Below are 20666 nucleotides of genomic sequence, written 5' to 3'. Positions count from 1 at the left end.
TAAACCACAAAACGGGCGAAAGGAACGATAGCATCATTTATTCCTATCTGCGCCGTGCTCCCCGAACCAGCGGGCCAGCCGACCCCGCCGGTTGACCGCCCGCAGCCGACGCTCGACCTCGTCCCGGACCCGGGCGGTCGCCACGATCAGCAGGCTGTCCCCCACCTTGAGCCGGGTGTCCGGTCCGGGGACGAACCCGACACCGTCCCGGGAGACCAGGGTCACCGAGGCGCCGACCGGCAACCGCAGCTCGTCCAGGTGCACCCCGACCAGCCGGGAACCCGGTGGGATCTCCAGCTGCAACAGGTCCGCCTGCATCCGCTCCAGCGGCGCGGTCTCCACCCGCAGCTCGGTCAGCTCCGCCGGAGCGGCGATCCGCAACCGCCGGGCCACCGGAGCCAGGGTGCCGGCCTGGACCAGAGTGAAGATCACCACGAGCACGAAGACCGTGTCGAAGAGCCGGCCGGCACCGGGCAGTCCCTCGGAGAGCGGGATCGTGGCCAGCACGATCGGCACCGCCCCGCGCAGCCCGGCCCAGGAGAGGAACGCCTGCTCCCGCAGTCGCACCCGGAATCCGGCCACGCTGACCAGCACCGACAGGGGACGGGCGAGGAAGAGCAGCGCCAGCCCGGTGACCACGGCCGGCAGCAGGGCGTGCTCCAGCTGCCCCGGCGAGCTGAGCAGGCCGAGCAGCACGAAGAGGCCGATCTGGGCGATCCAGGCCAGCCCGTCGGCGAAACCGAGGATCGCCTGCCGGTGCGGCAGCCGGGAGTTGCCGAGCACCACCCCGGCCACGTAGACGGCGATGAACCCGGAGGCGTGCGAGACCGTACCCACCCCGTACGCCAGCACGGTGAAGCCGACCGCGGCGATCGGATAGAGCCCGGAGGAGGGCAGGGCGGCCCGGCGGAGCGTCCACCGCCCGAGCATCCCCACCCCGAAACCCAGCACGGCACCCGCGACCAGCTCGTAGCCGACCAGCAGCACCTCGTGCCACCAGACGTGCCCGGCCAACGACGAGGTGGAGAGGAGCACGACGAGCAGCACCACCGGGGCGTCGTTCATCCCCGACTCGGCCTCCAGGGTGGCGACCAGTCGGCGCGGCAGCCGCAGCCAGCGCAGCGTGGCGAAGACCGCCGCCGCATCGGTGGAGGAGAGCACCGCGCCGTAGAGGAACGCGAGCCGCCAGTCCAGGCCGAGCAGAAGGTGCACCACCACCCCGACCACCCCGATGCTGACCACCACGCCCACCGTGGCCAGCGTCGCGGCCATCCCGAGCACCGGGCGCAGTGTGCTCCACCGCGCGGTCAGGCCGCCCTCGGCGATGATCACGATCAGCGCGCAGAAGCCGAGCGCCCGGGTCAGCTCGACGTCGTCGAAGCGGATCCCGAGCCCGGACTCGCCGATCGCCACCCCGATGGCGAGATAGACCAGCAGACTGGGCAGGCCGAGCCGGGTGGAGAGCCGGACCGCGCCGACGGCGACGAGCAGCACCGCCGCGCCGATCAACAGGGCGGAATCGAGCCGATCGGTCACGACCGCCACGCACGGAACAGGCCCGTCGCCGTACGGAACAGGCCCGTCGCCGCACGGGTCCGGGCCGTCACCGCACGGGTCCGTCGCGCAGATCGCGTACCCGCGCGTCGATCTCGGGGCCGTCGCCGTCCACCTGGAAGAGCTTGTCCCGGCTGGCCGCGCCGGTACGCAGGCTGACCGCCGCCGGTCGGAGCCGGAGCGCCTCGGCGAGTGCCCGCCGGGCCGCCTCGGTCGCCCGTCCGTCCGCCGCCGGCGGATGCACCGCGATCACCAGTGCCGGACCGTGCGGGCCGTCGAAGCGGCCGCCGACCCGGGCCCGGGCCGACCCCGGCTTGACCCGGACCGCGATCGTCCTCGCTCCGGGCGTCGTCACGGTGTCCGGGCCGGTCCAGAGAGGTGCTGCTGCGCACGGGCCGGAACTCTCCACGCTTCGGGTACGCCGACAGCCGCCGGCGCCACCGCACGGTCAGCCCGGGCGCGCATCGCTGAGCAGGGCGGTATCCGGCTCGCATCGCCCGCACGGGGTGAAACCGAGCTCCACCGCCTCGCTCACCGGAAGCGGTTCGCTCTCCCGTCCGGCCAGATGTGCACAGTCCACCAGGTGGTAGCGCGGCCGACCGTCGACCACGTACACGTCCTCCAGCAGGCCGGCGACCAGCGCGGCGTCGGCCTCGGAGACCGGCTGGGGCGCCGGCTCGTCCGCCGGGACCTCGTCCGGCTCGCCCCGCCCGGCCGGGGCGGTGGGCGCCTCCGACGAGCCGGCCGGTTGCCGCCAGCCGGTGTCCTCGGCGCCGGGCCGGGTGGCCTGGGCGGGGATGGTCGCCTCGACGGGCTCGGTCAGCAGCGGTCCGCCCGCCGGGAACGGCTCGGCCGTCCCCTCCCGGCTGTTCCCCGCCAGGCGGGAGTCGGTCGGGGGCATCCGGGTGCTGGTCGGCGGCTGGCGCCGGCGCGGCTCGCCCGCCCCGCCGCCACCGGGTGCGGTCAGCCCGTCGTCACCGGGCCCCTCGGGAGCGAAGCCCGCCGCGCCCCGGAGCCCGGCCGCCTGGCGAGCACCCACCACCAGCGCGACGGCGGCCAGCAGGCTGACGGCGATCGAGCTGATCAGCAGGCCGCTCGACCCGCTTGCCAGGCCGAGCACGAGCAGCGCGACGGCGGCGAGGATGAGCACCAGACTGCCGACTATCACGGCTCACTCCCGACGCATCGGTTCCGGTTCGTCCGCCCCGCACTGATCCCCGTGTGGGGATCAGCGCCCGGTCTCCAGCGCGCTGGAGCGCCCGCCCCCGCCGTACGAGTTCGCCAGCCCGGCGGTGGCAAGGCCGGGAGTGCTGCCACCGGACCGATTGCCGTCGGTCCGGGTCATCTCCACCTCGAGGCCCTGGCCACGACCGTCGAGATCGCGCAGCTGGCTCTCCAGGTATGCCTTGAGCCGGGTGCGGTACTCCCGCTCGAACTGCTTGAGCTCCTCGATGTGCTTCTGCAGCGCGGTCCGCTTGGCGTCCAGACCGCCCATCGCCTCCTGGTGCCGCTGGCGGGCGTCCCGCTCCAGCGCGTCGGCCTTGGCCCGCGCCTCGCGGGTCACCTCCTCGGCCTTGGTGCGCGCCTCGGAGAGGAGCTGGTCCGCCTCGCGGCGTGCGTCGGAGACGTGGTCGTCGGCCGTCCGCTGCGCCATCATCAGCACCCGGAGCGCCTGCTGCTCGCCGTCGGGGCCGCCCGGCACCGGGCCGCCCTGGGCCCGGACCTGCTCCAGCTCGGCCTGCATCGCCCGGGCGGCCTGCTCGGCCGCGGCCTTGTCGCGCTGCACCCGGTCGAGCTGCGCCTTGACGTCGCTGAGCTCGGCGGCCAGCCGTGGGTCGGGGCCCGGGCCGGCTGGTGCGCCGCCACGGCCACCGCGCTCCACCTGGGCGCGCAGCTCGTTGTTCTCCTCGATCAAACGGGCGAGCTCGCGCTCGACCTCGTCCAGAAACGCGTCGACTTCCTCCTCGTCATACCCCCGCTTGCCGATAGGCGGCTTCTTGAAGGCGACGTTGTGGACGTCGGCCGGGGTCAGCGGCATCGAAACTCCTCGGGTCAGTTGCGGCCGCGCGGCACGCTGGTCACCAGGTTGTTGACCTGATGATCAACGGCCCTAACACGAATCTCATCAGCACGAACAGGATAACCAGGAGCACAAGGGAGGCCAGGTCGATGCTCACGGTACCAATTCGCAATGGCGGGATCACACGCCTCAACGCCTTGAGAGGCGGATCAGTGACGCTCCACACCGATTCCATTCCCGCCGCCGCCCCCCGGCCGGGCTGCCAGCGGCGGCCGTACTGCAGAACGGCGCTTAGGACAAACCGGGCCAAAAGCACCAGCAGGAAGACGTAGACAACCAGGTAGAGCACCTGAAACAGGATGGGCAGAAACACGGCAGGCGGATCCCTCGGTCGGGCTAGCTCAGGCTGAAAAACCCACCCTCAGCGATCTTGGCCTTGTCCTCCGCGGTGACCTGGACGTTAGCCGGTGAGAGTAGGAACACCCGGTTGGTCACGCGCTCGATCGTACCCCGCAGCCCGAACGCGAGACCGGCCGCGAAATCGACCAATCGGCGGGCATCCGCCTCGTCCATCTCGGTGAGGTTGATGATCACCGGCACGCCGTCCCGGAAATGCTCCCCGATGGTGCGCCCCTCGCGGTAGGTGGTGACGTGCAGCGTCGTGATCTGGTAGCGCTGCTCCGGCTGCTCGACGGGGACCGGCCGCTCGCGCAGCGGTGCCTGCGGCGCGAGGGCGAGGTTGTCCCGGGTCTGGTAGGTCAGCGCGGAGGAGGGCTCGGCGTTGCTCGGCCGACTGATCGACCGCACGCTCGAACGCTCCGCGCGGTCACTCCGCTCCGGACGGTCACCGTCGGCGTGGTCGCGCTCGGCGGCGCGGCCGACCGTACGCTCGGCGAGCCGGCTTCGCTCACCGGCCCGGGATCGGGGCGGCGGCGGGTCGTCCTGCTCCTCGTCCTCGTCGGCGAACTCGTCGGCGTACCGGCTCTGCCGGTAGCGCGACTCGCGGTAGCCACCCTTGTCGTAGCCACCGTCGTCGTAGGCCCGCTCGTCGTCCTCCTCGACGAGCCCGAGCCAGACCCCCGCCTTGCGCAGTGCACCCATCCCGCGCCCCTCCGTCCGCCGTGCGACACACACCCCCCGTGCCGTGTCCCCTGTCACGCGCGTGAACACTGCAGTGCCCACCGGCCTGAGGCGGCAACCCCTGGCCCGACCGTGAAACCGGTCTCACCCCGACCCCCACCAGGTGGGGATGTCGCCTCAAACAACACTGATGTAGTTTGGTGTCCGGTTGCCAGGCTACCGCAGCGTGGTACGCATTCCGAGCAACGCGCTGCCGATCCGTACATGTGTCGCGCCGTAGGCGATCGCCGCCTCCAGGTCACCACTCATCCCCGCCGACACGACCACCGCGCCCGGATGCTCGGCCCGCAACCCGGCCGCGACCTCGGCCAACGTCGCGAACGCGGGCTCCGGATCGACGCCGAGCGGCGCCACCGCCATCACCCCGGCCAGCCGCAGCGAGTCCTGGCCGGCGACGGCCGCCGCGACCCCGGTCACCTCCCGGTCCGGGTCGCCGCCGGTGACGAGTGCGCCACCCCGGTCGGCCGCACCGTCCAGGTTGACCTGGACCAGCACCTCCAGCGGTTGCTCCCGCTGCCGCCGTGCGGCCTCGGCGAGCGCGCCGGCCAGCCGTACGCTGTCCACCGAGTGCACCAGGTCGGCGTAGCGGACCACCGAGCGGGCCTTGTTGCGCTGGAGCTGCCCGACGAAGTGCCACCGCACCCGGGCACCGGACGCCGCCACCTCGGCCGCCTTCGGCGCCGCCTCCTGGTCGCGGTTCTCGCCGACGTCCCGCACGCCGAGCCCGGCCAGCAGCGTCACGTCGCTGGCCGGGTAGGTCTTGGTGACCGCGACCATGGTGACGTCGGCCGGGTCGCGGCCGGCCGAGGCGCAGGCGGCGTCGATCCGGGCGCGCACCCGGGCCAGGTTGGCCGCGAGTTCGGCCCGGCGGGCGTCCGGCGCCGGGAGGGGTGGCTCGGTCATCTGGTGGCTTCGGTCCTCTGGCGGCTCAGGAACCGTTCTTCAGGAAGTCCGGCACGTCCACGTCGTCGAAGAGCACCCGGCGCGGGGCCTGTGCCGGCGGCGGGGGCGACGGTGAGACCGGCGTGACGTGCGGCGGCGCCGGCGGGCTGACCTTGCGGGCCGGGTCGACCGGCTTGTAGGCCGGCGCGCCGCCGTCGAAGCCCGCGGCGATCACGGTCACCCTGACCTCGTCGCCGAGCGCGTCGTCGATCACCGCACCGAAGATGATGTTCGCGTCCGGGTGCGCGGCGTCGGTGACCAGTTGCGCCGCATCGTTGATCTCGAAGAGGCCGAGGTCGGAGCCGCCGGCGATGGAGAGCAGCACCCCCCGGGCCCCGTCCATGCTCTGCTCCAGCAGCGGGCTGGAGATGGCCGCCTCGGCCGCCTCCACCGCCCGGTTGTCGCCCCGGGCGCTGCCGATGCCCATCAGCGCGCTGCCGGCACCGCTCATCACGCTCTTGACGTCGGCGAAGTCCAGATTGATCAGACCCGGCGTGGTGATCAGGTCGGTGATCCCCTGCACACCGGAGAGGAGCACCTGGTCGGCCTGGCGGAACGCGTCCATCATGCTGATGCCCCGGTCGCCGAGGGCGAGCAGGCGGTCGTTCGGGATCACGATCAGCGTGTCGCACTGGTTGCGCAGCTCGTCGATGCCGGCCTCGGCCTGCACCTGCCGCCGCTTGCCCTCGAAGGAGAACGGGCGGGTCACCACGCCGATGGTCAGCGCGCCCAGCTTGCGGGCGATGTTGGCCACCACGGGCGCCCCGCCGGTGCCGGTGCCGCCGCCCTCGCCGCAGGTGACGAAGACCATGTCGGCGCCCTTGAGCACCTCCTCGATCTCGTCGCGGTGATCCTCGGCGGCATTCTTGCCCACGTCCGGGTTGGCGCCGGCGCCCAGCCCCCGGGTCAGCTCCCGGCCCACGTCGAGCTTGACGTCGGCGTCGCTCATCAGCAGGGCCTGCGCATCGGTGTTGATCGCGATGAACTCGACGCCCTTGAGCCCGACCTCGATCATCCGGTTGACGGCGTTGACGCCGCCGCCGCCGATGCCGACGACCTTGATGACCGCCAGGTAGTTGTGCGGAGGTGTCATCGCCGGTCCTTCCCTTCGATCTCGGCGGCCGCCACCCCGCCCGGCGATCCGGCCGGAGCGAGGCCGACACCCGTCCCGTACGAGGAGGCGAAGGGTAACCCTCACCCTCTACTAGAGGCTTACAGTTATGTCAACCATTGATCCTCTCGGGGCAAGGTATGCGGACGCGCGGCCGAACCCAAGGACCTGCGCGGCGTGTCGGCACGCCCACCGAAAACGTCACGGTCGACCGGACCGGCCGGGATGTCACCGCACCGATCGGGTGGTTGGTCCACCCGGATCAGCGGATCGTCACCACGTCCGGCGTCCGCACGTCGACGGTCTCCCCCTCGCGGGCCAGCAACGACGTCGCCACCTGGGCCTTGGTGTCGCTGCGCGAGGCGTCGCCCCAGAGCACCGTACGGCCGCCGCGCAGCTTGACGACGATCCGGGCCGGGCCCTCCACCACCAGCTCGGCGAGGCGATCCCGCAGCTCCGGGGTGAGCGCGGCGAGCACCTCCAACGCGCCCCTGGTCGCGGCGTCGTCCGGACCGGGCGTGCCGAGCCGGACCAGCGGCAGCCCGCCCGGACGGTCGGCACGGGTCTGGAAGACCACGCCGGAGGCGTCGACCACCAGGTAGCGCCGATTCTGCGGCACCACCGCCACCGGGGTCCGCTCCACCACCTCGACCCGTAGCGTGTTCGGCCACTGCCGGGAGACCGTCACCCGGGCCACCGGGGGCAGCTCGGCGACCCGGGCCCGGACTCCGTCGAGGTCGATCCGGGCCAGCGGCACGCCCTCGGTCTCCCGTACCGCCTGGCGCACCTGGTCGTCGGTGACCAGCTCGGTGCCGACCACCCGCAGCGTACGGAAGCCGAAGACCGAGGTGCCGTAGACGATCCCGGCGCCGGCCAGGGTGAGCGCGAGTACCCCGGCGAGCAGCGTCCAGGGCAGCGCGGCGCGCAACCGCCGCTGCCGGGCCCTGCGGGTGAACCGCCGTACCGACGGAGGCACCGCGTCGGTGCCGGCCCGAACCAGCCGCCAGCCCCGGTCGCCGCCGCGCCCCGTGGCGGTGCGCCCCGCCCCGGACCGGGTGGTGCCGGCGCCGGGACCGCCCGGTGCAGCCCGACCGGACCGGCCCGCGCCGCGTCCACCGGCACCCCGGGCACCCGGTGGGCCGCCGCGCCGGCCGCCCGGAGCCGGACCGCCGGACCGGCCACGCGGCGCGCCCGGGCTCATCCGGCGTCGCTGGCCGCCCCGGCGCCGCCCGGCGCCCGGGTCGGACCGACCGTCTCTTCGAGGGCCGGCTCACCGGCCAACGCGTCGAGCAGTTCGTCGCCCATCAGCGAGATCGGAGGCGCGCCCATGGTCACCACCACGTCACCCCGGCGGGCCCGGCGGGCCACCTCGGCCGGTACGTCCTCCCAGGAGGGCAGAAAGATCTTCCGCTCGGCGGGCAGGTCGACCGCCTCGGTAAGCGCGGCCCCGCCCTCGCCGGGTGCCCGCACCTCGCCCGGCCCGAAGACCTCCAGCACCACCACCTCGTCGGCGATGGCGAGGGCGGTGGCCAGTTCGGCCTGGAGGTCCCGGGTCCGGTACACCCGGTACGGCTGGAAGACGACGATCAGCCGCCCGTCCCCGGCCACCTCGCGCAGGGTCTTCAGGGCGGCGGTCATCGAGGTGGGATGGTAGGCGTACTCGTCGTAGACCTGGACGCCGGCCACCACGCCCTTGCGCTCGAAGCGACGGCGGACCCCGGGGAAGGAGGCCAGCGTCGAGGTCACCGAGTCGATCCCGAGCCCGAGCCGGGCCGCGGTGAGCACCGCCGAGGCGCTGTTCAGCCCGAGGTGCGCGCCCGGCACCGGCAGCCGGATCTCGCCGAGCGACTCCCCGTCCAGGACGGCGAGATAGCGTACGCCGCCGGCCGACGAGACCAGCTCGGTCAACCGCAGGTCGGCATCGGCGGAGGTGCCGTAGGTGTAGACGGTCCGCCCCTCGGCGCGCAGCGTCTCGGCCATCCGCCGGGTGCCCGGGTCGTCGGCGCAGGTCACCACGAACCCCTCCTGGTCGGTCAACCGGGCGAAGTCGGCGAAGGCCTCCTCCAGCCCGGCGTAGTCGCCGTAGGTGTTGAGATGGTCCTCGTCGATGTTGGTGACGATCGAGACGTACGGCCGGTAGAGCAGGAAGGAGCGGTCGCTCTCGTCGGCCTCGGCGACGAAGTATTCCCCGCTGCCGTGGTGGGCGTTCGAACCCACCTCGGAGATCTCGCCGCCGATCACGAACGACGGGTCCTGGCCGGCGTGCTGCAGGATCAGGGTCACCATCGAGGTGGTGGTGGTCTTGCCGTGGGTGCCGGCGACCGCGATCGTGCGCCGCCCGGTCATCGCGGCGGCCAGTGCCTCCGACCGGTGCAGCACCCGCAGCCCGCGCTCCCGCGCGGTGACCAGCTCCAGATGGTCCTGCGGAATCGCGCTGGAGTAGACGACGGTGTCGACGCCGTCCAGGTTGGTCGGGGCGTGGCTCATGTGGATCGTGCCGCCCAGCGCCCGCAGCCCGGCCAGCGCCGGCCACTCCCGCAGCTCGCTGCCGGAGACCCGCAGGCCCCGGGTGAGCAGCAGCCGGGCCAGCCCGCTCATGCCGACCCCGCCCACTCCGATCAGGTGGATGGTGCCGAGGTCTTCGGCGGCCAGCGTGCCGGCCGGGCTGAACTGCGCGGTGTTCATGACACCAGCCTTCCACTCGTGGACCGTCCGGTCTGCGGGTTGCCGTCGACGGCCGGCGACGATCCTCCGGTCGGGGCGGTCGGGCCACCGGCCGGCGGCACCGTACCGGCCGTCGACCTCATCGGGCCACCGGTCTGCCTCGTCGCGCCACCACCGGTCGGCCTCATCGGGCCACCGCCTCGTAGACGAAGTCGAGCAGCGCCTCGTCGCCGTCGCGCCGGCCGTACGCCGCCGCGGCGGCACCCATCGCGGCCAGCCGGTGCGGGTCGCGGATCAGCGGGATGACGTTCCGCTCCACCCAGGCGGCGGTCATCTCGGCGTCGTCGACCAGCAGGCCGCCGCCGGCCTCGACCACCGGCAGGGCGTTGCGCTTCTGCTCCTGGTTGCTGTGCGGGTACGGCACGTAGACCGTGGGCAGCCCGATCGCCGCGACCTCCGCACAGGTCATCGCGCCGCCCCGGCCCAGCATCAGATCGGCTGCGGCGTAACCCAGCTCCATCTGGGAGAGGTAGGGCAGGGTCACGTACGGCACCGGAAGGTCGGGCGGGACGGCGACCGGCTCGTTGCGGGCGCCGATCACGTGCAGCACCTGCACCCCGGCGGCGGCGAGCGACTTGGCGGCACCGGCGACCGCCAGGTTGATCGAGCGGGCGCCCTGCGAGCCGCCGGCCACGAAGAGGGTCGGCAGCTCCGGGTGCAGGCCGAACTGCGCCCGGGCGGCGGCCCGGTGCGCGGCCCGGTCGAGGGTGGCGATGCCGCGCCGCAGCGGCACCCCGACCACCCGGGCACCGCGCAGCGCCTCGGCCTGGTCCGGCTGGTGTGGGAAGCCGACCGCCACGTGCTTGGTGAACTTCATGCCGAGCCGGTTCGCCACCCCCGGCGGCACGTTGACCTCGTGGATCACGATCGGCAGCTCCCGGCGCCACGCCGCGAGGTAGGCCGGCACCGAGACGTAGCCGCCGAACCCGATGACGACGTTGGCGTCCACCTCGTCGATCACCTTTCCGGCGGCCCGGGCGGCTTTCCACATCCGGTCCGGCGTACGCATCAGGTTCATGTTGACCGACCGCGGGAGCTGATAGGCCGGGATCTGCCGCAGATCGTAGCCGTGCGGCGGAATCAGCTCGTTTTCCAGCCCTCTCGGGGTGCCGACGCAGGTGATCCGCACTCCCGGGTCGTGCCGGCGCAGGCAGTCGGCGAAGGCCAGCAACGGGTAGATGTGCCCACCCGTGCCTCCTCCCGCTAGCACCACCGACCGCAGCGGACCCATCAGCGTCTCCTCTCGCTCGCCGTACCGGCGCGCCCTCGTCTCGCCCGGGCACCCGCCGGCCCGGTCTCGGTCTCCCGTCGCCGTCCCGATCCGGAGGCGGGCTCCCGGGCGCCCGGAGGAAGCTTCCCACGGCGACGCGCCGAGGGAAGCGGCGGCAACGGGGCCCAGAGTAGCCGTACCCACCGGGGCGCCGGACGGGCATGCAGGGCCCGCGCCGCGTCTGGTTCGGCACGGGCGAACGAGGCGAGCATGCCGACCGCGGCCAGGGTCACCACCAGGGCACTGCCGCCGTCGGAGATGAACGGCAGCGGCAGGCCGGTGATCGGCAGCAGCCCGACCACCCCACCGATGTTGATCGTCGCCTGGCTGACCAGCCATGCGGTGGCGGAGGCGGCGGCGAGCCGGCGGAACGGGTCGGCGACCCGGCGGGCGATCCGCAACCCGGTGTACGCCAGCACGGCGAAAAGGGTCAGCACCACCGCGCAGCCCACCACGCCCAGGTCCTCGGCGAGGATGGCGAAGATGAAGTCGTTGTGCGCCTCGGGCAGCCAGTTCCACTTGAGGCTGCTCTTGCCCAGCCCGACCCCGAACCAGCCGCCGTTGTCGATCGCGTACCGGGCCTGGAGGTACTGATAGCAGTCGGTGAGTCCGCACTCGTCGGGCGGCGGCGGGTCGAAGAACATGGTGAGCCGGGCCAGCCGGTAGTTCTCGGCGTCCCCGTCGCCCGAGCCGGCGCCGATCGAGGCGGCGGCGACCAGCAGCCCGACGCCGACCAGGCCGAAGACGGTGAGAGTGGCGAAGACCCGCTTGCGGATGCCGGCCGTCCAGAGCAGCCCGACCACGACCGCGAGCAGGCAGAGCATGGTGCCCAGGTCGTTGTAGCCGACCAGCAGGAAGAGCAGGCCCACCACCGGGAAGAGCGGCGTGGCCAGCTCCCGCCACCAGCCCAGCGCGGCGCCCTTGCGGGCGATCATGTCGGCGCCCCACAGCACCAGGCCGAACTTTGCCAGCTCGGAGGGCTGCACCTGGATCGGGCCGATGTAGAGCCAGAGTAGCCGGGCCTCCAGCGGGCCGAGCGTGGCGTCCGCGGCGCCGTTGAGCTTGTCCCAGAGGTGCAGGGTGTCGAGCACCACGAGCAGCACCACGGCGACGCCGAGGGTCGGCAGCCCGACCGCCCGGAAGGTCCTGGCCGGCAGCCGCTGGCAGATCCAGAACGCGACCAGCCCGATCAGCGCGAAGAGCGCCTGCTTGGCGAGGGCGGCGAAGGCGTTGCCGTCGGCGGCGTACGCCCGGACGCTGGTCGCCGAGAAGACCATCGTCAGCCCGATCAGCAGCAGCAGCCCCGAGCTGGAGATGAGCAGATAGTAGGAGGCGAGCGGCCGGGCCAGCAGCCCGCGCAGCACGGCGAGCCCACCGGCCACGTCGATCCCGGCCGGTGGCGTGGCTTCGCCCGGCTGCGGGTTGGCTCCCCCGACCGGGCCGGCGCCGCCAGCGGTGTCGGCGCGGGCGCTCGGCCGCGCACCGCCGCTGCGGCGCGCGGGCGGGTCGGCGGAGCGCCTGGCACCTCTCCCGGCGCCGGTGCCGCCGTCCCGGTTTGGCTGCTCGTCGGTCACCGCGCCGCGCCTCCGTCCTCCCCCATCCGCCCATCATCGACGCCGATCCGGTCGCCCCGCCGCAGGCGACCGACCGGCGTGTCGCCCCGAACCCACCTACGGCGTGTCCCACCCGCCCGGCGCCCCTGATCTACGCCAAGATCGCAGACCTTGGAAGCGGAAGGTCGTGATAGCGACCATCTCTTTCCAAGATCTGCGATCTTGGAAAGAGATGGGTGGTGCGGGGATTGGGGTGGTGGGACGTGGGGGCGGGGGGCGGGGGGTGTCCCTATGGGTTGTGTCAAGCAGCGAGGCGGGGTTCGTCCGCCGTTTTGGGCTGGTATGGCCGCTGGGTGCGGAGCATGGCGTGGAGGACGTCGACGCGGCGGCGGGCGAGGCAGATGAGGGCGGCGTTGTGTTTCTTGCCCTCAGCGCGTTTGCGGTCGTAGTAGGCGCGGCTGAGCGGGTCGGCGAGAGCGGCGAACGCGGACAGGAAGAACGCGCGTTTCAGCTGCTTGTTGCCACCCTTGGGTGGGTGTTCACCGCGGATGCTGGTGCCGGAGCGGCGGGTGACCGGGGCCAGGCCGGCGTACGCGGCCAGATGGCCGGGGGTGGGGAACGAGCTGCCGTCGCCGACTTCGAGCAGGATTCGGGCTGCGGTCCTGACGCCGATGCCGGGCATCGACGTCAGGACCGGGGCAAGAGGGTGCGTATCGAGCATCCCTTCGACCTGTTCGGCGACCTGGTCGCGTTGTCGCAGCAGGTCACGCAGGTTGTCGGCGAGTCGGGGAAGGACGGTCTCGGCGGCGGTGGTGCCCGGGACCACGACGGTCTGCGCGTCGAGTGCGGCGAAGATCTGCTCGACCAGGCGGGTGCCCATGCGCGGCGCGCGGGCCTTGACGATCTCGGTGAGTTTCGCCCGGCCGGCCTTGCGCAGACCGGTGGGTCCGCCGCACCGCGAGAGCGCCTCGAGTACTGCGGGGTGCTGCAGCTTCGGTCCCAGGACGCGTTCCAGGGGTGGGTGGATCTGGGTGAGCAGGCCCCGGATGCGGTTGGCCACGCGGGTGACCTCGCTGGCGAGGTCGTCGTCGTAGCCGACCATCACCTCCAGTTCGGCCAGGGTCTCGTCGCCGGTGTCGACCCGACGCAGGGTGTGGGGCAGGGTGCGGGCGGCGTCGGCGATGACGTAGGCGTCGCGGGCGTCGGTCTTCGCGGTGCCGGGGTGCAGGTCGGCCAGCCGGCGCATGACCAGACCGGGCAGGTAGGCCACTTGGTGGCCGCCGGCGCGGGCGACCGCGACAGGCAGCGCACCGATCGAGGCGGGCTGGTCGACCACGGCCAGGATCCGGCCGTGGCGGGCGAGTTTGTCGAACAGTTTCCGCAGCCCGGTCTCGGTGTTGGGCAGGGTCGCGTCGTGCAGCCGCTTGCCCTCACGGTTCAACGCGACCGCGTGGTGTCCTTCCTTGCCCACATCGAGTCCGATGAAGACGCCGAACCCGTCGTGCACAGCCTGCCCTCCTCACCGCGATGTCCTGGCTCGGCCGCTGGTCACAGCGCCGGACTGCCGGCATCCACGTTACGGAGAGACCTACCCCACGGACGGGGTGGCCGGGTCCCTATCAGCGGTCCGCCGACGCCACCCGGCCCGGCGACAACACCCCCCGGATCATGCGTACGACAGGGGCAGAAAGTCATACCGGACCGAGCGACCGAGCAGTCCCCGGATGGGGACGATCAAAAAGGTAACGGGCGGGGGGCGGGGGGTCAGGTCACGGCGGCGAGGAACTCGCTGTAGAAGAGGCCGAGGGCGATCGCCACTCCGATCCCGGCGATGATCCAGAAACGAACGACGATGTTGACCTCACTCCATCCGGCCAACTCGAAGTGGTGTTGCAGGGGCGACATCCGGAACACCCGCTTGCCGGTGGTCCGGAACGAGATGATCTGGATGACCACCGACATCGTGATGATCACGAAGAGCCCGCCGAGGATCAGCAGCAGCAGGAGGGTCCGGGTGGCCATCGCCATCCCGGCGATCAGTCCGCCGAGCCCGAGCGCCCCGGTGTCACCCATGAAGATCCGTGCCGGTGACGTGTTCCACCAGAGAAAGCCGACACAGGCCCCGGCCGCCGCCCCGGCGATCAGGGCGATCTCCAGCGGGTCCCGCACCTCGTAGCAGTACGCACCGCCCCGGGCGTAGTCGGTGTCCGCGCACCAGTGCCGGTACTGCCAGAACGCGATCAGGGCGTACGCGGCGAGCACCATCACCGAGGCGCCGGTGGCCAGCCCGTCCAGCCCGTCGGTCAGGTTCACCCCGTTGGTCGTCGCCATCACCACGAAAATGAAGATGACGACCGAGGCGACCTTGCCAACCTCCAGCGCGTTGATGTCCCGGATGAAGGAGAGCGCGGTGCTGCCGACCGTCACGTCCGCGGTGCTGGGGAAGTAGAGGGCGATCACCCCGAAGACGGCGCCGACGAGTATCTGCCCGAGCAACTTGCCCCGCTTGTTCAGCCCGGCGCTGTTGCGCTTGCGGACCTTGAGGAAGTCGTCGAGGAAGCCGACGGCACCGGAGAAGACCATCAGGCCCAGCAGCACCAGCGCGGTGATGGTCGGGGTGACCTGCGCGATCTGCGCCTCGGGCAGGGTGGTCAGCGCGAGGTGCCCCGCGACGTACGCGAGCACCGTGGCCACGATGAAGACCACGCCGCCCATCGTCGGCGTGCCCTTCTTGCCCTGGTGCATCACCGGACCCTCGGCGCGGATCGGCTGCCCGGCCTTGAGCCGGGTGAAGACCTTGATCGCGACCGGTGTGACGAAAAGTGAGATCAGGAACGCCACGAAGATGGCGACGATGACCGCCCTCACGCCGGAACGCCTTCCACCGCGACCGACACCACGACCTTGTGCGCCGCGACCGACACCGCGCCATCGCGGACCGCGACCGGACCCGGGGCGTCGTCGGCCGCCGCGACCGGCCCGCTCATCGGGACCCGTCCCCGGGCCCGACGGCCTCGGCGCGCAGCGCGTCGGCCACCTCCCAGGTGCGGTAGCGCGAGCCCTTCACCAGCACGACGTCGTCCGGCCGCAGCTCGCGGCGCAGCGTCTCGACCGCCGCCGCCTGATCGGTAACCAGCACCGACTCTCCTCCCCAATGTGCCATCGCCACCGCGCCGTCGTGGATCGGCGCGGCCGGCTCACCGACCACGATCAGCCGGTCGATGCCCAACTCGGCCGCGAGCCGGCCGACCTGCTCGTGCCCGTCCCGTTCGAAATCGCCCAGCTCGGCCATGTAGCCGAGCACCGCGAAGGTGCGCCGCCGCGCGCCCATCCCGGCCAGTGCCCGCAGCGCCGCCGAGGTCGAGGCCGGATTGGCGTTGTACGAGTCGTCGATCACCGTCACCCCGTCGGTGCGGTCGAAGACGTCCATCCGGCGGGTCGAGGGCAGGCCCAGCGCACCGAGCGCCTCAGCCAGTTCGGTCAGCGGCATGCCGAGTTCCCGGGCCACCGCGGCGGCGGCGAGCGAGTTGCCGACCTGGTGTCGCCCGCTGATCCCGAGCCGGACCGCCGCCCGCCCCTCCGGGGTGACCAGGGTGTACGACGGCCGTCCCCGGTCGTCCAGGTCGACCTCCTCGGCCCGGATCTCGGCGTCGGCGGCCTCGCCCACCAGCACCGTCCGGGCGGCGGTGCGGGCCGCCATGGCGCGTACCCGGTCGTCGTCGGCGTTGAGCACCGCGAGCCCGTCGGCCGGCAGCCCTTCGACCAGTTCGCCCTTTGCCTGCGCGATCGCCTCCTGCGAGCCGAACTCGCCGATGTGCGAGACGCCCACGTTGAGCACCACCGCGATCCGGGGCGGCGCGATCTCGCAGAGGTAGCGGATGTGCCCGATCCCCCGGGCGCCCTTCTCCAGCACCAGGAACCGGGTGTCGGCGTCGGCCTGCAACGCGGTGTACGGGTGCCCCAGCTCGTTGTTGAACGACCCCGGCGGGGCCACGGTGCGGCCGAGCCTGGTGGTGAGCTGTGCGACCAGGTCCTTGGTGGTGGTCTTGCCGGAGGATCCGGTCAGCCCGATCACGGTCAGCCCGGGGAGCCGGTCCAGCACCGCCCGGGCCAGCCGGCCCATCGCCGCGCGGGCGTCGTCGACCAGCACCATCGGCACCCCATCGACGGCCCGGGAGCCGAGCACCGCGACCGCGCCGGCCTCGGTCACCGCCGCCGCCGCGAAGTCGTGGCCGTCCACCTTCTCCCCGGGAAACGCCACGAAGAGCCCGCCGGGGCGTACCTTGCGGGAGTCGAACTCGACCGCACCGGTGACCCGGGCCGTCGGCGCGGCACCGGCCAGCCGGCCGTCGACCGCGGTGGCCACCTCGGCCAGGGTGAGCGGGATCATCGGCGCCCCACCAGGTTGCCGAACCGGGCGGCGAGCGCGGCGGCCAGCTCGACCCGGTCGTCGAACGGATGTGTCCGGCCGGCGATCTCCTGGCCGCGCTCGTGCCCCTTGCCGAGCACCGCGACCACGTCACCGGGCTCGGCGAGCCGGACCGCCTCGTCGATCGCGGCCCGGCGCCCGGCCACCTCCACCACCCGGGCCACCCCGCCGGCCTGCTCCCCGCCGGCCTGCTCCGCCCCGCGCCGCACCTCGGCCCGGATCAGCGCCGGGTCCTCGCTGCGCGGGTTGTCGTCGGTGACCACCACCAGGTCGGCCCCGGCCGACGCGGCGGCGCCCATCAACGACCGCTTGCCGTGGTCGCGGTCACCGCCGGCGCCGAGGACGCAGATCAGCCGGTTGCCGGCGGTGGTCAGGTCGCGCAGCGCGGTCAGCGCGGCGACGATCGCGTCCGGGGTGTGTGCGAAGTCGACCACCCCGCGCACCGGGCCGGGCGCCTCGACCAGTTCGAGTCGTCCGGGCACTCCGGGACAGGCAGCCACGCCCCGGGCGGCGACCGCCGGGTCGACCCCGGCACCGACCAGGGCGGCGATCGCCAGCAGCGCGTTTGCGACGTTGTGCCGGCCGGGCAGCGCGACGCCCGCCCGCCCGGCCACCCCGTCCGGGCCGTGCGCGGTGAAGGTCTGGGTGTAACCGGAGTCGCGGACGTCGCCGGCCCACCAGGTGGCGGCCGGGTCGCCCGCCGCCGAGTAGCTGACGGTGCCCGGCTTGCGCAGCGGCGCCAGCGCCGGGTCGTCGTGGTTGAGCACCTCGACGTCGCAGCGGCCGTCGAAGAGCCGCGCCTTGGCGGCGAAGTAGTCGGCGACGTCGGCGTGGAAGTCCAGGTGGTCGTGGCCGAAATTGGTGTAGCCGCCGACGGTGAACCGGACCCCGCCGACCCGTCCCATCGCCAGGGCGTGGCTGGAGACCTCCATCGCCACCGCGGTGACGCCGCGCTCCCGGGCCGCGGCGAGCATGGCGTGCAGGTCGGTGGCTTCCGGGGTGGTCCGGACGCTCTCCACCACCAGGTCCCCGAGCCGGCACTCGACGGTGCCGATCAGCCCGGTGCGGTGGCCGGCGGCGCGCAGCCCCGACTCGATCAGGTAGGTGGTGCTGGTCTTGCCTGCGGTGCCGGTGATGCCGATGACCGTCAGCCCGGCGGTCGGGTCGCCGTAGACGGCCCCGGCCACCTCGCCGAGCACCGCGCGCGGCTCCGGCACCACCAGGGCGGGCAACCCCGCCTCGGCCGCCGCCGCAGCGCCGGCCGGGTCGGTCAGCACCGCGACCGCGCCGGCCCGTGCCGCCGCCGCGACAAACTCGGCACCGTGCCGCCGGGCGCCGGGAAGCGCCGCGTACAGGTCGCCGGGGCGGACGTCGCCGCTGGCGTGGGTCACCCCGGTGACCGGCACGTCCTCGGCGGGCAGCGCCGGGGCGGCGGGAGCGACCGTGGGGGCGGCGGCGTCCGGGGGCGTCACGGCGGCGACTCGCGCGGCGAGATCGGCGAGCCGGACCGGCGTCACGGCGCGGGGACGGGGATTGCCGGGCACGGCGTCAGACCCTACCCCGTCGCGGGGTCCACCCCGCACAGCCGCCCCGGTGGTTTGCCCGCACCTCCCGATGATGTCCCGTTTCGGCTGCTCACCGCGGATAGACCACGAACTTCGGCGGCGCGGCGCCGGTCGCCGGCACCCGATAGTGACGGAGCACGTACTCCATCATCTCCTTGAAGGCCGGCGCGGAGACGTCCCCGCCCCCGCCCGACGGGGTGTACGCGAAGACCGCGACCACGTAGCGCGGGTCGTCTGCCTGGTCCATCCCGATGAACGAGGCGACCTCGCCGGGCGCGTAGCGGCCGTCCACCACCCGTGACCCGGTGCCGGTCTTGCCGGCGATCCGGTAACCCTTGATCGCCGCCTGGCTGGCGGTGCCGCCCTCGATCGTGACCGGCGCCTCCAGCAGGGTACGCAGTGCCGCGGCGGTCTCCGGGCGGAGCACCTGCCGGGTCTGCGGTGCCGGCACGGGCTTCCGCTTCCCGTCCGGGCCGATGATCTCGCGTACGAGGTGTGGCTGCACCCAGGTGCCGTCGTTGGCGATCGCCGCGTAGACGGCGGCCATCTGCAGCGGCGTGACGTCGACGCTGTGCCCGATCGGCACCGACCCGTACGACGAGCCGCTGTATTCGCCGGGCTTCAGCACCCGGCCGGACGCCTCGCCCGGCACCCCCTCCCCGGTCGGCCGGCCCAGCCCGAACCGGAGCTGGTATTCGTGGAGCTTCTCCGTGCCGAGCCGGTCGGCGATCCGGATCGTGCCGACGTTGGAGGAGAAGCCGAGCATCCCGGCCACACTCAACTTCCGGCCCTGCGCGTTGTGGGTGTCCCGGAAGATCTGGTCACCCTTGCGGATGCTGTACGGGGTCGGCCAGGCGGTCTCCGGGGTGATCACCCCCTCCTCCAAACCGGCGCCGAAGACGATGGCCTTGTGTATCGACCCCGGGTCGACCACGAAACTGGTGGCGGTGTCGTTACGGTCGCTCGGGTCGTATCTGCCCCAGTCGGCCGCGTCGTAGGTCGGGTAGCTGGCCTGGGCGAGCACCTCGCCGGAACGCACGTCGAGCACCACGGCCGCCCCGATGGTGCCGTTGACCTGCTCCATCCGCTTGGCGAGGATCCGCTGCACCATGTATTGCAGGTCCCGGTCGATGGTGAGCTGCAGCGAGCTGCCGGGGCGGGCCTCGACGACCCGGCTGTGCCCGCCGGGGATCTCCGCGGCCAGGGCGCCGTTGCCCACCTCGTACTCCCGCTCCCCGTTGACCCCGCGCAGCAACTCGTCGTAGCGGGCCTCGATCCCCTCCAGGCCGACCAGGTCCTGGCTGGTGAAGCCGATCAGGTTGGCGGCGAGGTCGCCGCCGGGCACCTCGCGCCGCTCGTCCCGCCCGGTGCCGATGCCGGCCAGGTTGAGATCCATAATCTTCTCGGCGGTGTTGATCTCGACGCCGCGGGCCAGGTATTCGAACTGCGACGGGCGCCCGTCCGGCCGCTTCCGCTTCCGCATCTCGTCGGTCAGCGTGGAGGCCGGGATGCCGAGCAGCGGCGAGAGCGCCGCGGCGGTCGTGGCCGGATCCTCGACCTTCTCCGGGTCGGCGTAGACGTAGCGGGCCTCGACGCTCTGCGCCAGCGCCGCGCCCGAGCGGTCGTAGATGGCGCCCCGGGGTGCCGGCAGGACGACGGTGCGCAGCCGGTCGGCGACGCCGCCGCCCGCGTACTCCGGTGCGTCCACCACCTGGACCGCGACCAGCCGGATCCCGATGGTGGTGAACATGGCGAGCGCGATCAGCGTGCCGAGCCGCAGCCGCCGGTGCGCGTCGGCGAGCCGGGGCGGGCGGCGCGGTCGCCGGGCCGGCCGCCGGACAGGTGATCCGCCGCTCCGGGCCGGGGCGCCGTCGGCGGGCCGGCGCACCGGCTTCGCGACGTCGCCGCCGTCCCGGAGCGGGCGCGGCGTGATGGTGCGGCCGGCCCCGGTCGGGACGGCGCGCCGGGCGGTCCGGGCCCCTCCGGAGCGGCCGCCGTCGAGTACCTGCAACGCCGGCCGGAACGGGTCCGCCGACCGGCCGGTCCTGGGGGTACGCCGGCTCCGGGCTGCCGCGTCGGCGGCCCCGCCGGCCGTACGCCGGAGGTCGGGATCGTCCCGCACGGTGCGGCCGCGCGGAGTGTACGCCCGGGCGTCGGAGATGCTGCCGAGGCCGGACCCGGAGCGGGGCGGCTGGCCGGAACCGCTCCGGCCGCTGTGGCCACTGCCGGACCGGCCGGCGGTCCCGGAACGGCCGGTCTGGCCGGAGCCTCGGTCGCCGGAGTCCCGGCCGGCACGCGACGAGCCGCGCCGGGACACCGAAGCGTCCCGGCGCGGCTCGTCGGACCGCGAGGTCACCG

General features: G+C 73.2%; 18 protein-coding genes. All 18 read right to left on the bottom strand.

Translation table 11 applies throughout. The annotated features are described in order from the left end of the window. Positions 1-33: 33 nt before the first annotated feature. The 18 genes from ACN28C_RS15025 to ACN28C_RS14940 all read right to left on the bottom strand — a co-directional run bounded on the left by ACN28C_RS15025 (position 34) and on the right by ACN28C_RS14940 (position 20664). On the bottom strand, positions 34-1536 hold the full coding sequence (locus ACN28C_RS15025) for a potassium/proton antiporter (RefSeq protein ID WP_422774068.1): 1503 nt from the start codon (positions 1534-1536) through the stop codon (positions 34-36). Between the two features lie 67 nt (positions 1537-1603). Beyond that, positions 1604-1909 carry a DUF167 domain-containing protein gene (locus tag ACN28C_RS15020; protein ID WP_422774067.1) on the bottom strand — a complete coding sequence of 102 codons (306 nt, stop codon included), beginning with the start codon at positions 1907-1909 and terminating at the stop codon, positions 1604-1606. A 93-nt stretch (positions 1910-2002) separates the two neighbouring features. Then, positions 2003-2722: a hypothetical protein gene (locus ACN28C_RS15015; RefSeq protein WP_422774066.1), complete on the bottom strand. Its 720-nt coding sequence runs from the start codon at positions 2720-2722 to the stop codon at positions 2003-2005. Between the two features lie 60 nt (positions 2723-2782). Further along, on the bottom strand, positions 2783-3592 hold the full coding sequence (locus ACN28C_RS15010) for a DivIVA domain-containing protein (protein WP_422774065.1): 810 nt from the start codon (positions 3590-3592) through the stop codon (positions 2783-2785). Positions 3593-3632: 40 nt separating this feature from the next. Further along, entirely contained in the window at positions 3633-3941 is a 309-nt protein-coding gene (locus ACN28C_RS15005; protein WP_421497393.1) for a YggT family protein, read from the bottom strand. 29 nt (positions 3942-3970) lie between these two features. Then, entirely contained in the window at positions 3971-4675 is a 705-nt protein-coding gene (gene sepF, locus ACN28C_RS15000; RefSeq protein ID WP_422774064.1) for a cell division protein SepF, read from the bottom strand. Between the two features lie 195 nt (positions 4676-4870). Then, positions 4871-5617 (bottom strand): YggS family pyridoxal phosphate-dependent enzyme, encoded by a 747-nt coding sequence (locus tag ACN28C_RS14995; RefSeq protein WP_422774063.1) that lies wholly within the window; start codon positions 5615-5617, stop codon positions 4871-4873. A 25-nt stretch (positions 5618-5642) separates the two neighbouring features. Further along, positions 5643-6749, bottom strand: a complete 1107-nt coding sequence (gene ftsZ, locus ACN28C_RS14990; protein WP_422774062.1) for a cell division protein FtsZ — start codon at positions 6747-6749, stop codon at positions 5643-5645. Positions 6750-7029: 280 nt separating this feature from the next. Beyond that, on the bottom strand, positions 7030-7968 hold the full coding sequence (locus ACN28C_RS14985; RefSeq protein WP_422774061.1) for a cell division protein FtsQ/DivIB: 939 nt from the start codon (positions 7966-7968) through the stop codon (positions 7030-7032). After that, complete coding sequence (murC, locus tag ACN28C_RS14980; protein ID WP_422774060.1) at positions 7965-9452, bottom strand: UDP-N-acetylmuramate--L-alanine ligase; 1488 nt, start codon at positions 9450-9452, stop codon at positions 7965-7967. Before murC ends, ACN28C_RS14985 begins: the two co-directional genes overlap by 4 nt. A 163-nt stretch (positions 9453-9615) precedes the next feature. Beyond that, positions 9616-10722 carry an undecaprenyldiphospho-muramoylpentapeptide beta-N-acetylglucosaminyltransferase gene (gene murG / locus ACN28C_RS14975; RefSeq protein ID WP_422774059.1) on the bottom strand — a complete coding sequence of 369 codons (1107 nt, stop codon included), beginning with the start codon at positions 10720-10722 and terminating at the stop codon, positions 9616-9618. After that, entirely contained in the window at positions 10722-12149 is a 1428-nt protein-coding gene (locus tag ACN28C_RS14970) for an FtsW/RodA/SpoVE family cell cycle protein (RefSeq protein ID WP_422774676.1), read from the bottom strand. The genes murG and ACN28C_RS14970 overlap by 1 nt, the downstream gene beginning before the upstream one ends. Positions 12150-12615: 466 nt before the next feature. Further along, the gene (locus tag ACN28C_RS14965) at positions 12616-13821 is read right to left on the bottom strand and encodes an IS110 family transposase (protein ID WP_422769885.1); all 1206 of its coding nucleotides are present in this window, start codon (positions 13819-13821) and stop codon (positions 12616-12618) included. A gap of 257 nt (positions 13822-14078) precedes the next feature. Beyond that, positions 14079-15182, bottom strand: coding sequence for a phospho-N-acetylmuramoyl-pentapeptide-transferase (gene mraY, locus ACN28C_RS14960; RefSeq protein WP_422774058.1), 1104 nt, complete (start codon positions 15180-15182; stop codon positions 14079-14081). Then, the gene (locus tag ACN28C_RS14955; protein WP_422774057.1) at positions 15179-15301 is read right to left on the bottom strand and encodes a hypothetical protein; all 123 of its coding nucleotides are present in this window, start codon (positions 15299-15301) and stop codon (positions 15179-15181) included. Before ACN28C_RS14955 ends, mraY begins: the two co-directional genes overlap by 4 nt. Continuing rightward, entirely contained in the window at positions 15298-16704 is a 1407-nt protein-coding gene (locus ACN28C_RS14950) for a UDP-N-acetylmuramoyl-tripeptide--D-alanyl-D-alanine ligase (protein ID WP_422774056.1), read from the bottom strand. The genes ACN28C_RS14955 and ACN28C_RS14950 overlap by 4 nt, the downstream gene beginning before the upstream one ends. Next, positions 16701-18326, bottom strand: a complete 1626-nt coding sequence (locus ACN28C_RS14945; RefSeq protein ID WP_422774055.1) for a UDP-N-acetylmuramoyl-L-alanyl-D-glutamate--2,6-diaminopimelate ligase — start codon at positions 18324-18326, stop codon at positions 16701-16703. Before ACN28C_RS14945 ends, ACN28C_RS14950 begins: the two co-directional genes overlap by 4 nt. A 52-nt stretch (positions 18327-18378) precedes the next feature. Beyond that, on the bottom strand, positions 18379-20664 hold the full coding sequence (locus tag ACN28C_RS14940; RefSeq protein ID WP_422774054.1) for a peptidoglycan D,D-transpeptidase FtsI family protein: 2286 nt from the start codon (positions 20662-20664) through the stop codon (positions 18379-18381). Positions 20665-20666: the final 2 nt, after the last annotated feature.

The sequence above is a fragment of the Plantactinospora sp. WMMC1484 genome (genome assembly GCF_049315195.1).
Lineage (GTDB): Bacteria > Actinomycetota > Actinomycetes > Mycobacteriales > Micromonosporaceae > Plantactinospora.
The sequence above is the reverse complement of the archived record's forward strand: the minus strand, read 5'-3'. Positions and strand labels throughout refer to the sequence as shown.